The organism is Kineococcus deserti, from assembly GCF_050871945.1.
Taxonomy (GTDB): Bacteria; Actinomycetota; Actinomycetes; order Actinomycetales; family Kineococcaceae; genus Kineococcus.
The window spans coordinates 33323-46034 of the sequence record NZ_JBJLSI010000008.1; the positions used below are offsets into that span (position 1 = coordinate 33323).

At 74.2% G+C, this 12712-nt stretch carries 14 protein-coding genes; 9 read left to right on the forward strand and 5 right to left on the reverse strand.

Annotation, left to right across the window (positions count from 1 at the left end):
• Position 1: 1 nt before the first annotated feature.
• Positions 2 to 1222, reverse strand: coding sequence for a VWA domain-containing protein (locus ACRYR2_RS08585; protein ID WP_432562432.1), 1221 nt, complete (start codon positions 1220 to 1222; stop codon positions 2 to 4).
• A gap of 76 nt (positions 1223 to 1298) precedes the next feature.
• Between ACRYR2_RS08585 and ACRYR2_RS08590 the strand changes: the two genes are divergently transcribed.
• From ACRYR2_RS08590 to ACRYR2_RS08625, 8 genes are all read left to right on the forward strand, one after another.
• Positions 1299 to 2126, forward strand: a complete 828-nt coding sequence (locus ACRYR2_RS08590) for an oxidoreductase (RefSeq protein WP_432562433.1) — start codon at positions 1299 to 1301, stop codon at positions 2124 to 2126.
• Positions 2127 to 2198: 72 nt separating this feature from the next.
• Complete coding sequence (locus ACRYR2_RS08595) at positions 2199 to 2402, forward strand: hypothetical protein (protein ID WP_432562434.1); 204 nt, start codon at positions 2199 to 2201, stop codon at positions 2400 to 2402.
• Positions 2403 to 2451: 49 nt separating this feature from the next.
• Complete coding sequence (locus ACRYR2_RS08600; RefSeq protein ID WP_432562435.1) at positions 2452 to 3384, forward strand: aldo/keto reductase; 933 nt, start codon at positions 2452 to 2454, stop codon at positions 3382 to 3384.
• A 91-nt stretch (positions 3385 to 3475) separates the two neighbouring features.
• Positions 3476 to 4318 (forward strand): phosphatase PAP2 family protein, encoded by an 843-nt coding sequence (locus tag ACRYR2_RS08605; protein WP_432562436.1) that lies wholly within the window; start codon positions 3476 to 3478, stop codon positions 4316 to 4318.
• Positions 4319 to 4333: 15 nt separating this feature from the next.
• On the forward strand, positions 4334 to 4939 hold the full coding sequence (locus ACRYR2_RS08610; protein ID WP_432562437.1) for a bacterial proteasome activator family protein: 606 nt from the start codon (positions 4334 to 4336) through the stop codon (positions 4937 to 4939).
• Positions 4940 to 5019: 80 nt separating this feature from the next.
• On the forward strand, positions 5020 to 5373 hold the full coding sequence (locus ACRYR2_RS08615; RefSeq protein WP_432562438.1) for a hypothetical protein: 354 nt from the start codon (positions 5020 to 5022) through the stop codon (positions 5371 to 5373).
• 183 nt (positions 5374 to 5556) lie between these two features.
• Entirely contained in the window at positions 5557 to 6540 is a 984-nt protein-coding gene (locus ACRYR2_RS08620; protein WP_432562439.1) for a chymotrypsin family serine protease, read from the forward strand.
• 49 nt (positions 6541 to 6589) lie between these two features.
• Positions 6590 to 6805 (forward strand): hypothetical protein, encoded by a 216-nt coding sequence (locus ACRYR2_RS08625; protein ID WP_432562440.1) that lies wholly within the window; start codon positions 6590 to 6592, stop codon positions 6803 to 6805.
• On the opposite strand, the gene ACRYR2_RS08630 is transcribed toward ACRYR2_RS08625, so the two are convergent.
• The 3 genes from ACRYR2_RS08630 to serS all read right to left on the reverse strand — a co-directional run bounded on the left by ACRYR2_RS08630 (position 6792) and on the right by serS (position 9972).
• Entirely contained in the window at positions 6792 to 7667 is an 876-nt protein-coding gene (locus ACRYR2_RS08630) for an HAD family hydrolase (protein ID WP_432562441.1), read from the reverse strand. The two genes, ACRYR2_RS08625 and ACRYR2_RS08630, sit on opposite strands and share 14 nt — an antisense overlap.
• A 155-nt stretch (positions 7668 to 7822) precedes the next feature.
• A complete protein-coding gene (locus ACRYR2_RS08635) occupies positions 7823 to 8647 on the reverse strand; it encodes an HAD family hydrolase (RefSeq protein ID WP_432562442.1) in 825 nt (274 codons plus the stop codon).
• A gap of 50 nt (positions 8648 to 8697) precedes the next feature.
• Positions 8698 to 9972, reverse strand: coding sequence for a serine--tRNA ligase (serS, locus tag ACRYR2_RS08640; protein ID WP_432562443.1), 1275 nt, complete (start codon positions 9970 to 9972; stop codon positions 8698 to 8700).
• Positions 9973 to 10037: 65 nt separating this feature from the next.
• Between serS and ACRYR2_RS08645 the strand changes: the two genes are divergently transcribed.
• The gene (locus ACRYR2_RS08645) at positions 10038 to 11156 is read left to right on the forward strand and encodes a diacylglycerol/lipid kinase family protein (RefSeq protein ID WP_432562444.1); all 1119 of its coding nucleotides are present in this window, start codon (positions 10038 to 10040) and stop codon (positions 11154 to 11156) included.
• Positions 11157 to 11181: 25 nt separating this feature from the next.
• Here ACRYR2_RS08645 and ACRYR2_RS08650 read toward each other — a convergent pair whose 3' ends face one another.
• Positions 11182 to 12636: a GGDEF domain-containing protein gene (locus ACRYR2_RS08650; protein WP_432562445.1), complete on the reverse strand. Its 1455-nt coding sequence runs from the start codon at positions 12634 to 12636 to the stop codon at positions 11182 to 11184.
• Positions 12637 to 12712: the final 76 nt, after the last annotated feature.

Below are 12712 nucleotides of genomic sequence, written 5' to 3' on the forward strand. Positions count from 1 at the left end.
CTCAGCCCAGCCCGCGCAGCGCAGCCGATCCCGGCGGGTAGTAGGACCGCATCCAGTTCGGGAACTCCTGCAGGATCCGGTCGTACAACTCCGCGTCGGACACGACGTCGATGTCGTCGAGGGCGAAGAACCCCGTGTTGTCGTGCTGCCGGCCGGTGAGCGTGTCCAGCTTCTCCAGGATCCCGTAGTTGCTGCGCCCGATGCCGATGAACTGCCAGAACACCGGTTCGCCCTCGACGGCGCGCAACGCCTTCTCGGTGCCCCTGTTGTCGGTGACACCGCCGTCGTGGAAGAACAGCACGAGCGTGGGGAGGTCGAGGGGTTCGCGCGCGACGTACCGGGCGACGTCCTCGATCACGGCCTTCTCGTTGTTCGCGCCGCCGGCACCGGAGTACCGCTTGGCGGCGTACTCGGCGAGCCACTGCGGCAGCGTGCCGATCGTGATGTCCTCCAGGCGTTCGGCCCGCGACCCCATGACCCAGGCCTGCATCTCGGCGCCGTCGTCGACCTGGGCGGCGACCGGGGCGACCCGTTCGACGGCGCGGGCGAACACGCCCTTGCGGTACAGCGAACTGGTGCTGCCGGAGACGTCGAGCACCACGACCACCCGGCAGCGCAGGCCGGTCATCCCGTGCTTGGTGAGGGTCAGCGCGACCTGCTGCTTGCGCAGGTTCAGCTTCTGGCGCATGTCGACGGGGAGCCTGTCCTCGCCCTTGGTGAACGAGACCGCCGGCGCCGGCGGAGCGGAGCCGGGGTCGTCGACGACGACGCCGAAGTCGCTCGCGAGGCCGGCCAGGCCGTTGTCGTACCCCTGCCCCACCGCCCGCACCTTCCAGGCGCCGGCCCGCTGGTAGATCTCGGCCAGGACGACCACGGTCTCGGCCCCCAGCCGCGACGGGACGAACTCCAGGGAGCCGCCGTCGTGCTCGGCGGCGAACCGGACGGTCGTGCCCGCGAACGTCGACCCCTCGGCCTCGGGGCTGGCCACCACGACGACCCGGTCGGCCCCGGCCCGCAACGCGCCCAGGTCGACCGCGAGCGCGCGGCCGTCCAGCCGGACACCGGGGGCGGAGGGCTGGTTGAAGAACACCATGTCCGCGTCGCCGCCGACCTTGCCGTCGGGGTTCACCACGAGGGCGGTGACGTCGACCGGGCCCTCGACACGGATCCGGACGGACCGTCCGGACAGGGGTGCGTTGCCGCCTTCGGGGAGCGTGGTCACCCGATCAGTCCTACCCGATCGAGGGGGTGACCGGCAGCACCTGGCGGGGGCGGGGCGGGGCTGAGAGGGTCGGGTCATGTCCACGTGGTTCATCACCGGTTGCTCGACGGGTCTGGGGCGTTCGCTCGCGCAGGCCGTCCTCGAACGCGGTCACAACGCCGTCGTCACCGCCCGCGACGCCGCGCGGGTCGAGGACCTGGCGCAGGCGCACCCCGACTCCGCCCTGGCGCTGTCCCTCGACGTCACCTCCCCCGCGCAGGTCACCGAGGCGGTGCGTCGGGCCGAGGAGCGCTTCGGCGGCATCGACGTCGTCGTCAACAACGCCGGGTACGGGTACCGCGCGGCCGTGGAGGAGGCCGACGACGCCGACGTGGAGAAGCTGTTCGCGACCCACGTCTTCGGCGCGACGTCGGTCCTGAAGGCCGTGCTGCCCGGCATGCGGGCCCGGCGCAGCGGTTCGGTGCTGAACGTGTCCTCGATCGGCGCGCACGTGTGCCCGCCCGGTTCGGGGTACTACGCGGCGGCCAAGGCGGCGCTGGAGGCGCTGTCCCGCTCGCTGCGCCAGGAGCTGGCGCCGCTGGGGATCTCGGTGACGATCGTGGCGCCGGGCGGGTTCCGCACCGACTTCGCGGGCCGGTCCCTGACGCAGTCGGCCGAGCCGATCGCCGACTACGCGCAGACGGCCGGCAAGCGCCGCATCGAGAACGACACCGTGCACGGCACGCAGCCGGGCGACCCGGCCAAGGCGGCCGCGGCGATGATCGCGATCGCCGAGGCGGAGAACCCGCCGTCGTCGATCTTCCTGGGCAGCGACGCGCTGAGCGCCATCGACTCGGTGCTGGAGCAGCGGGTGGCCGAGGTGAACGTCTGGCGCGAGCTGAGCACGAGCACCGACTTCGCGTAGCCGGGGTGCGGGGCGCCGGACGTCGTGCCAGAGTGCGGCAACCGAAGCGCCGCAACCGATCGAGGAGCAGCTTTGCCGACGCAGGACCGGGGTGGACCCGGTGACCGGGACGACCGGGAAGACCGGGACCGTGCCTGGCGCCGGACCGCGCTCCTCCTGGAACGTCGCGCCGCGCTGATCCGCCGTCGCGCCCGGGGTGTGCAGCCGCGGCGGATGCCGTTGTCCGCGCGGCTGCGCACCCGACGGGTGACCGAGGAGCCGGACACGCAGGTCTGAGGCGGGGTCTGCGGTCGCGTCCCCCCGTGCCGGGTGGTTGCCTGACGGCATGACACGCATCGGCACCTCGGAACTCGACGTCCGTCCGCTCAGCCTCGGCGGCAACGTCTTCGGCTGGACCGCCGACGAGGCGGAGTCGCACCGCGTCCTGGACGCGTTCGTCGACGGCGGCGGCGACTTCGTCGACACCGCGGACGTGTACTCGGCGTGGTCGGACGGCGGGGCGGGCATCTCCGAGACGTACATCGGCACCTGGCTGGCCCGCAGCGGCAAGCGGGACCGGATCGTCCTGGCGACCAAGGTCGCCAGCAAGGAGGACCGCAAGGGCCTGGGCGCCGACACGATCCGCAAGGCCGTCGACGAGTCCCTGCAGCGGCTGCAGACCGACCGCATCGACCTGTACTGGTCGCACCAGGACGACCGGAACACCCCGCTGGAGGAGACCCTGGGGGCGTACGACGAGCTGGTCCGGGCGGGCAAGGTCCGCGCGATCGGGGCGTCGAACCACACCGGCGCCCGGTTGCAGGAGGCGCTGGAGGTGTCCCGGCGGGAGGGCTTCACCGCCTACGTCGCCCTGCAGAACAACTACAGCCTCGTCGAGCGCGAGGAGTACGAGCGCGACGCCGCACCGGTCGTGGCGGCCAACGGCCTGGCGTCGATCCCCTACTACGCGCTGGCCTCGGGGTTCCTCACCGGCAAGTACCGGCCCGGGCAGCTGGCGCAGTCCCAGCGGCAGGCCAACGCCGCGAAGTACCTCGAGCAGCCGCGCGGCCCGAAGGTGCTGGAGGCGCTGGACGCGGCGGCGGCCCACCACGGCGTCGAGGTCGCCAGCGTCGCGCTGGCGTGGCTGCGGCAGCAGGAGACGGTCGTGGCGCCCATCGCCAGCGCCCGCACGGTCGAGCAGCTGCCCGCGCTGCTGGCCTCCATGGACCTGGAGCTGAGCGCGGACGAGCTGACCGCGCTGGACCACGCCTCGCGCTGATCCCGCGGGGACCTGACGGATCACAGGAACCTCACGTTCCCTGCACCGCGTGCGGTGCGCGCGGACACCGCGCGTGCCGCACAGTGGGAGGGTGAGCGCGGCAGCCCCCTCCCAGCACGTCACAGCCCCGCGGTCCCGGCCGGGCCGGCGGACCTGGTCCCTCGCGGCGCTGAACGGCGCGTTCTGGCAGCTCCTGGCCCTGGCCGTCCTCTACTACGTGTGCGTCCGCACGGCGACGGGTCAGGCCCACGAGGATCGGTTGCACGCCGACGCGGTCGCCACCCGGGGCTCGGCCACGGGCTGGCTGGGCCGGGCGTTCGAGCTGGTGGAGCGGCTGGAACCGCTCCACCTCGTCCTGGGCATCGCCGTGGTCGGCGTGGCCGGGTTGCTGTTCGGCCGACCGTGGCGGGCCGTGCGGGGGGTGGTGGTCTCGGCCGGCACCCTGGGGCTCACCGAGCTGCTCAAGCTCGTCCTGCTCGAACGTCCCGACCTCGTCGACGGCGGCTACGCCTCGAACAGCCTGCCCAGCGGGCACACCGCCGCGGTCCTGGGACTGGCGCTGGGGGCGCTGGTCGTCGCGCCGCGCTGGCTGCGGTTCCCCGTGGCCCTGGCCGGTGCCGCGGCGGCCGGGGCGATGGGCGCCTTCGTCATCGCCGACGGCTGGCACCGGGTCAGCGACGTGCTGGCCTCCGCGCTCGTCGGCTCGATCGTCTTCTGCCTGGTGCAGGTGCTGCCGAGCCGGGACGTGCGGCTGCGGGGCCGGCTGACGACGCTGGCCGTCGTCGTGCCGATCGCCTGCGCCGCAGCGCTGGTCGTCGTCTACGCGGGTTCGGCGCCGCTGACCACGTCGTACGTCGTCGCGGGCGCGGCGGTGGCGCTGACGGTCCTGCTGGCCGCCCGGGCCCTCCCGCGGGAGGTGCGCCGCCGGGCCTGAGGGCAGGATGGGCGCATGTCCGACTCCACCTCCGGCTCCGCCGCCCCCGAGGACCCCACCCCGCCCGACGCGCCGCGAGAGACCGCGGACGGCCCGGACCCCCGGGTCGTCGTGGTGACCCCGCAGGGCATGGGCATCGCCGAACCGCTCGAGGAGGGTGAGCCCGGTCCCGCGGACCTGGTGTCCCAGCCGGCCAAGGTCATGCGCATCGGCAGCATGATCAAGCAGCTGCTCGAGGAGGTCCGGTCGGCTCCGCTGGACGAGGCCGGCCGCAGCCGGCTCGCCGAGGTCCACGAACGGTCGCTGTCCGAGCTCGAGGACGGGCTCTCGCCCGACCTCGTGGAGGAGCTGCGCCGCATCGCCCTGCCGTTCGCCGAGGGCCAGACCCCCTCCGAGAGCGAGCTGCGCATCGCCCAGGCCCAGCTCGTGGGCTGGCTCGAAGGCCTGTTCCACGGCATCCAGACCGCCCTGGTGGCCCAGCAGATGGCCGCGCAGGCGCAGCTGCAGGAGATGCGCCGGGCGCTGCCGGGGGTCGCCGGGCCGCCGCAGCAGCAGGGTCGTCCCCGCAGCGGGGACGGGATGCCCCGGGTGCACACCCCCGGCACCGGGCAGTACCTCTGAAGCTCGCGTTCTGGCGCCGGGCGCCGGACCCCCTCGGCGAGGGGGTCTGGCAGCGCGCCCACCACTCGGTGGACCGGGCGGTGCGCCGCGTCGAACAGGTCGTCGACGGCACCCCGCCCGGCCCGGCCCGCGAGGCCCTCGAGCAGTTCCTGCCGCGCGTCGACCTCGTCGCGCGAGCCGTGCGCGCGCAGTGCCTGCGGGCCCAGGAGGTCGCCCCCTCCGAGACGATGCTCGTGCCGCGGGGACCGGACGGGCAGCACCCCGAGGTCCACCGGCGGATGACGCGGACGGCGACGGCGTGCGCGCAGGTCGCCGAGGCCGCCGCGATGGTGCGGGTCTCGGGGACGGCCGACCCCGAGCTGCTGGCCGCGGTCGAGCGGGCCGTGGAGAAGGCCGAGGACCTCGCCGACCTGCCGCCGGTCGCGGACCGTTGACGCATCGGGCCGGACGGGGCGGACCGTTGTGACGATGGGCCGGACCTACCGGCCCGATGCGTCAACGGTCCGAAACCGCGTCCCGAAACCCCCTCCCCGGGGGTTGTGTCGGAGGGCGCTGTCACGGTGTGCTCAGTCCGGTTCACAGCCGGGTGATCGGATCGACCGTCAGGGGGATGTCTCGTGCACATCGACAACGCTCGCGAACTCAAGGCCCGGCTGCTCGCCGGGGTGGTGCAGGCTTCCTCGCTCGAACGTCCCACCGGGGTGGCCAGCGTCGGGATCAGCGTCCTGGGGCACGGTGGGGACGGGCCCCGCTACGGCCTGGCCGTGCGCTACTCCGGCACCCGCGGTGAGGTGCTGGCCGACAGCGCCCGTGCACTGGCCGACGGCACCGCCGGCGACGAGGTGGACATCCGCGAGATCGGTCTCGTGCAGGCGCTGACCGCACCCGCCGAACCCGGCACGTGGTCGGCGGAGTCCATGCAGCGCAGGGTGCGTCCGCTGCACCCCGGCCTGTCGATCGCGCAGCGGGACGTCACCGCCGGAACCCTCGGCGGGTTCGTCACGGTCGAGGGGTCGGACGGGTTGTTCGTGCTGTCCAACAACCACGTCCTGGCCAACTCCGACCAGGCCGCGCTCGACGACCCGGTGCTGCAGCCGGGCCCGTACGACGGCGGTTCGGCCGCCGACCGCGTCGGCCGGCTGGCCCGCGCGGTGGCGCTGGAGGCCGGCGGCGGCAACGCCGTCGACGCCGCGATCGCGTTGCTGGAGGACGTGGCCGACGCCTCGGGCGTGGACCTGGACTACCCCGGTGGCCGGCTGACGGGCTGGGCCGAACCCGACGACGAGGTCGCCGTGGAGAAGGTCGGCCGCACCACGGGCTGGACCAGGGGTCGCATCAGCGCCATCGAACTGGACGACGTCGCCGTGCAGTACCCGGTGGGCGTGGTGAGCTTCGACGGCCAGTTCGAGGTCACCGGCGAGGTCGGGGCCTTCTCGGCCGGCGGCGACTCGGGGTCCCTGGTGTTCCGCCCCGACACCCGCCAGGCCGTCGGGCTGCTGTTCGCGGGCAGCGAGCGCGGCGGCGCGAACGGCGCGGGGCTGACGTTCTGCAACCCGATCGGCCTTGTGCTCGAGCGCCTCGGTGCGACACTGGTGGTCTGAACGACGTCCGGCGGCGGGCCGCTGCGGCGTAGTCGACCGAGGGGGCACCTTGAGCGACCGGGATGCCGCGCGCGCCGCGAAGTCGCACGTCCAGGACCTCGTCGGCGCTGATCCACGCGTCAACGGGGTCGGGCTGACGCACGTCGGGGCCGAGTGGGCCGTCAAGGTCAACGTCGTCGACGGACCGGACGGGCTGGACCTGCCCGACTCCGTCGACGGCGTCCGCGTCGTGGTGCGGGCCATCGGCCGGATCAGCGCGAGCTGAGCAACCTCTCCAGCACCTGGGCGACGCCGTCGTCCCCGCACGCCGGCGCGAGGGCGTCGGCCGCGGTCCGCGCGTCGGGGTGACCGTCGGCCATCGCGTAGGAGCGGCCGGCCCAGCGCAGCATCTCCAGGTCGTTGGGCATGTCCCCGAACGCGACGACCCCCTCGGCGCCGATCCCGCGGTCGGCGGCGACCTCGGCGAGCGTGGAGGCCTTGCTGATCCCGGCGGCCATGATCTCGATGAGGGAGTCGGCGGCGTTGGAGTGCGTCACGTTCACCACGCCCTCCAGCGCGCCGTCGGCCACCTCGAGCATCGCGTCGCTGTCGACGCCGGGGCACTTGGCCAGGACCTTGACCACCGGCGGGGAGTCCAGCAGCAGCTCCTCGAACGGGGCGACGCGCTGTTCCAGACCGGTGTCGAAGCGCGTGGCGTAGGCCTCCTCGCGGCGGAACCCGACGACGGCCTCCAGCGCGAACCCGATGCCCGGCAGCAACGGCCGCAGCCGGGCCTCCACCTCGCGGATCACGTCGACCGCGATGGCGTGCTGGCGCACCACCTCGTCGGAGTCCAGGTCGTAGACGACCGCCCCGTTGGCGCAGACGACCTGCCCCCGCAGTCCCGCCTCGCTGGCCAGCGGGGTCACCCAGCGCGGCGGGCGGCCGGTCACCGGGACGACCGGGATGCCCGCGCGGTCACAGGCCGCGAAGGCGGCCAGCGTGCGGGCGGACAGGCCGCGGTCGCGCGGGATGACCGTCCCGTCCAGGTCGGTGGCCACCAGGCGCCAGGCGCGGGCGAAGTCCCGTTCGGCCTCCTGCGCCTCCAGCTCGTGGTCGAGGGTTCCGGCGGGGGTTTCGGGGTTCACCCGCCCATCCTCCCATCCCGGCTCGTTCCTGCGAACGGATCGCGGAGGGACCGGCGGCACCAGCGCACGCCCGGCGCGACGGGTTGCGCCGCAACGGTTCGGCTGCACCGGTCGGCCGGCTGCGCGACGTCGCGGGTTCCGCGCAGGCGGGACCCTCAGGCGGCCGGCAGGCCGGCGTCGACGAGGTCCTCCAGGACGAGCGCGAGGCCGTCGTCGTCGACCGTCGCGGTGACGGCGTCGGCGACGGCCTGCACCTCGGCGGGGGCGTTGCCCATGGCGACCCCCCGGCCGGCCCAGCGCAGCATCTCGACGTCGTTGCGTCCGTCGCCGACGGCCACGGTGGAGGTCGCGGCCACGTCCAGGCGCATCCGGACGTCCTCCAGCGCGCTGGCCTTCGTCACCCCGTCGGGGGCCAGGTCCAGCCAGGCCGTCCAGCCGACGGAGTACGCCACACCGTGCAGGCCGACCTGCTCGACGAGCCGGGAGAACTCGGCGGAGGTGTGCTCGGGGCTGCGGACGACCACGCGCATGACGGGTTCGTCGAACAGCTCGGCGAACGGCACGACGTCCATCTCCCCCGTCAGCTCGCCGTCGGGGAAGGGGGCGGTGAGCTTGAAACCCTTCCCCAGGACCTCGACGGCGAACAGCCCGGTGGGCAGGTGCTCGCGCAGCGCCTCGGCCACCCCGGAGGGGTCGAAGGTGTGCAGGGAGACCACGCGGTACCCCTCGGGTTCGTCCGGGTCGAGCTCGACCGTGACGGCCCCGTTGGAGCAGACCGCGAACCCCGAGCGCAGGCCCAGGCGCTGCAGGATCGGCAGCGTCCCGTGCAGCGAGCGCCCCGTCGCGATGACGACGTGGGCCCCCTCGGCCACCACCCGGTGCACCGCCTCGCGGACACGGTCGGACATCGATTCGTCCAGGTCGACGACGGTCCCGTCGACGTCGAGCGCCACCAGCACGCCCTGCAGGCCACCACTCACGTCCCGCAGCCTACGGCCCGAGCCTGCACTGAGCAGTCCCGACCGGCCGCTCAGCCGACCGGGGTGAGGACCTCCAGGCCCAGGAAGGGCTGCAGGGCAGCCGGAACCCGGACCGAGCCGTCGGCCTGCTGGTGGTTCTCCAGGATGGCCACGATCCAGCGGGTCGTCGCGAGGGTGCCGTTCAGCGTCGCGACCGGACGGGTGCCCGACCCCTCTTCGAGGCGCTCGCGCACCCCGAGCCGGCGGGCCTGGAACGTCGTGCAGTTCGAGGTCGAGCTCAGTTCGCGGTAGGCGCTCTGCGAGGGGATCCACGCCTCGCAGTCGAACTTGCGCGCCGCCGACGTCCCCAGGTCGCCGGCCGCGGTGTCGATGACCCGGTAGGGGACCTCGATCGCGCCCAGCATCTCCTGCTCGAAACCCAGCAACCGCTGGTGCTCGGCCGAGGCGTCCTCGGCGCGGCAGTACGAGAACATCTCCACCTTGTGGAACTGGTGGACCCGGATGATGCCGCGGGTGTCCTTGCCGTAGGAGCCGGCCTCGCGGCGGTAGCAGGCCGACCAGCCGGCGTACCGCTTCGGACCCGCCGACAGGTCGACGATCTCGTCGGCGTGGTACCCCGCCAGGGCGACCTCGGAGGTCCCGGTGAGGTAGAGGTCGTCCTCCTGGAGGTGGTACACCTCGGCGGCGTGCGCGCCGAGGAAACCGGTGCCCGCCATCACCTCCGGCTTCACCAGCGTCGGGGTGATCATCGGGGTGAAACCGGCCGCGACGGCCTTGGACACGGCCAGGTTCAGCAACGCCAGCTCCAGGCGCGCGCCGACCCCGGTGAGGAAGTAGAACCGCGAACCCGACACCTTGACGCCGCGTTCGACGTCGATGGCGCCGAGCAGTTCGCCCAGTTCCAGGTGGTCGCGCCAGGCGTCCAGGCCCTCGGGCAGCTGCGGTGGCGTGCCGAACTCCTGCAGGACGACGTAGTCGTCCTCGCCGCCGGACGGGACGCCGTCCTCGACGACGTTGGGGATCGAGCGGATGGCGGCCTCGAACTCCTGCCCGATCCGGTTCGACTCGGCCTCGGCGGCCTTGACCTGCTCGGCCAGTTCCTTGACGCCGGCCAGCAGCGCCTGCTTCTGCTCGCCCTTGGCGGCCGCGACCTCCTTGCCGCGGGACTTCTGCTCGGCGCGCAGCCGCTCGAACTCGGCGATCGCGGTGCGCCGCCGCACGTCGAGGTCCAGGACCCGGTCGACGAGGCCCTCGTCCTCGCCACGGGCCCGCTGGCTGGCGCGGACGACGTCCGGCTCGTCCCTCAGCTGTCGCAGGTCGATCACGCCACGACACTAACGGGTCGCCGGTCGCCGGCTCGCCCCAGTTCCCCGGCGGGTAGCGTGACCGGATGACGCTGGCGGACCTGTTCGGCACCGGCGCCCTGGCCGTCCTGCTCGCCGTCGCGCTGGTCGTGACGTTCTCGCTGCTGGCCCGCGAGCGCCGGGCGACCGCCCGGCTGCGCGCCCAGCAGGTGCCGCCGACGAGCCCGCACGAGGATCCCGCCACGGCCCCGGAACGGCGGCGCCGGGCGGCGATCGTGGTGAACCCGACGAAGTTCCTCACCCTGGACGAGCACGCGCTGCGCCGCCGCCAGGCGTACGTGGCGGCGGTGTTCCGCTCGCACGGCTGGGGCGACCCGCTGTGGCTGCAGACGACTCCCACCGAGCACGGCACCACCCAGGCCCGCCAGGCCGCCGCGCAGGGCGTCGACGTGGTGCTGGCCGCGGGCGGTGACGGGACGGTGCGGGCCGTCGCGCAGGGGCTGGCCGGGACGGGAACGCCGATGGCGCTGCTGCCGGCCGGGACGGGGAACCTGCTGGCCCGCAACCTGGACGTGCCGTTCACCGACCTGGCCGCGGCGCTGGACCTGGTGTTCTCCGAGTCCGACCACGCCGTGGACGTGGGCTGGCTGGAGGTCGACCGGACCGGGCGGGACGCCGAGCCGGAGCGGCACGCGTTCCTGGTGATGGCGGGGCTGGGCTTCGACGCGGCGATGATGGCCGGGGTGGAGGACCGGCTCAAGCAGCGGCTGGGTTACGGCGCCTACGTCGTCTCGGGCGCGCGGGCGCTGTGGGGGCCGCAGGCCAAGGTGCGGATCTCCGTCGACGGGCAGGCGCCGACGTCGGCGCGCACCCGGGCCGTCATCGTCGGCAACTGCGGCAAGCTGACCAGGCAGCTGGTGCTCATGCCGGACGCCGAGATCGACGACGGGTTCCTGGACGCCGTCGTGCTCTCCCCGCGCGGCGGGATCGGCTGGGGCGAGGTGGCGTGGGCGATCGCCACCCGCGACCGGCGCGGGCAGCGCCGGGTCGAGCACCTGCGTGGCAAGCGGTTCGAGGTCACCTGCGAGGAGGCCCAGGAGGTGGAGCTGGACGGCGACCCGATCGGCGCCGCCCACCGGGTCACGCTCTCGGTGGACCCGGGGGCGCTGCTCGTGCGCTGTCCCCCGCTGCACCGCTCGCGCTGAGGCCCCGCGCCCGGCCCGGGCGCGATCAGGCGGGCAGCGCGCTGAGCGTCGCCCGCCGGCCGTCGTCGACGACCGTGCGGTCGCGTCCCTCGCCCTTGGCGCGGTACAGCGCCTTGTCCGCCCGGGCCAGCGCGGCCGGCGGGACCTCCGAGCCGTTCCACTGCGCGACGCCGATCGAGCAGGTCTGGTGGTCGGGGACGCCGGCGTGCACGCCGCGCAGCCGGAGCGCGGCCTGCTCGGCGTCCGCGCCCAGCAGCAGGACGGTGAACTCCTCACCGCCCCAGCGGGCGATGAACGCCCCCGGCAGGGCGGCGCGCCAGGCCGCGGCCGCGGCGACGAGCAGGGCGTCGCCGCCGTCGTGGCCGCGGGTGTCGTTGAACTCCTTGAAGTGGTCCAGGTCGACGATGGCGACCTGGACGGGTGCGCCGGTGGCGCGAGCCGCGACGAAGGTGCGGGCCACCTCGGCGTCCCAGGCGCGGCGGTTGGGCAACCCGGTGAGCGGGTCGGTGTCGGCGAGACGCTCGACGACGGCGGCCTGGGTGCGCACCACCCGCAGCAGGTCCCCCACCCGGGCCAGCAGCAACGCCAGGACGAGGACCGATCCGGTGGCCAGCAGCAGCAGGGGCAGCCGCTCGGGGCCCTCGCCGGCGATCGCGACCTCGGCCACGACGGCCGCGGAGGGCAGGACGGCGGCGAGGGCCAGGACGGGCAGCCGCAGCTGGGCGTCGTCGGCGCGCTCGCCCGCCGGGCGCAGGCCCAGGCGGGAGGCCGAGGGGGCCAGTGTCGCGGCCGCGACGAGGGCGTAGCGCGCCATCCACAGGTAGTTGATCCAGGCCGGCGCGGAGTAGGTGCCGAGGTAGGTGACGACGGTGTAGCTGACGTCGGCCGCGACCGTGGCCAGCAGACCGGCGCTGAGCAGCCAGAACGCGGGCGGGCGCGTGCCGCCGCCGGCCGAGCGGGCCAGCAGGTGGATGATCGCCAGGTCCACGACCGGGTAGGCGATCGAGACCAGCCGGGCGAGGACGGGGCCGTCACCGTTCGCCGCGGGCAGCACGGAGAAGACGAAGAGCAGCACGGTGACGCTCGCGGTGACGACGGCGGTCTCCAGGACCAGGCCCCGGCTGCGGCCGCCGGCCGGGCCGGGCACGAGCCGCACGATGGCGACGAAGAGCACGAGGTCGCCGACGAGGTAGACGGCGTCGGCGGGTGTGGGGAACGTCGACAGGCCCAGGTGGGACAGCCGCAAGAACAGCACCTGCACGACGGCGAACAGCGCGTGCGCGAGGACCCACGGCAGCCAGCGCGAGAACGGGCGCCGGCGCAGGCCCGCGAGGACCAGGACGGCGCAGCACAGCACCGAGCCGATCACCAGGCCCAGGTCGATCGCGAACCGGCTGTCGAAGGACAGGTAGACCGGCGCGAACAGGACCAGCGCCGCGACGAGCAGCAGGTCCGGACGACGCCACGGCGGTGCGCTCACCTCGTCACCCCCACCGGATCCGGTGGGACGGGACGAGCTGCGGTCGGCGTCGGTGGCGCGGGGCGGTGCGCCGCGG

Excerpts from the sequence above, each read along its gene's own strand:
- ACRYR2_RS08590 (WP_432562433.1), top strand. The coding sequence starts at position 1,299 with ATGTCCACGTGGTTCATCACCGGTTGCTCGACGGGTCTGGGGCGTTCG.
- ACRYR2_RS08600 (WP_432562435.1), top strand. The coding sequence starts at position 2,452 with ATGACACGCATCGGCACCTCGGAACTCGACGTCCGTCCGCTCAGCCTC.
- ACRYR2_RS08610 (WP_432562437.1), top strand. The coding sequence starts at position 4,334 with ATGTCCGACTCCACCTCCGGCTCCGCCGCCCCCGAGGACCCCACCCCG.
- ACRYR2_RS08645 (WP_432562444.1), top strand. The coding sequence starts at position 10,038 with ATGACGCTGGCGGACCTGTTCGGCACCGGCGCCCTGGCCGTCCTGCTC.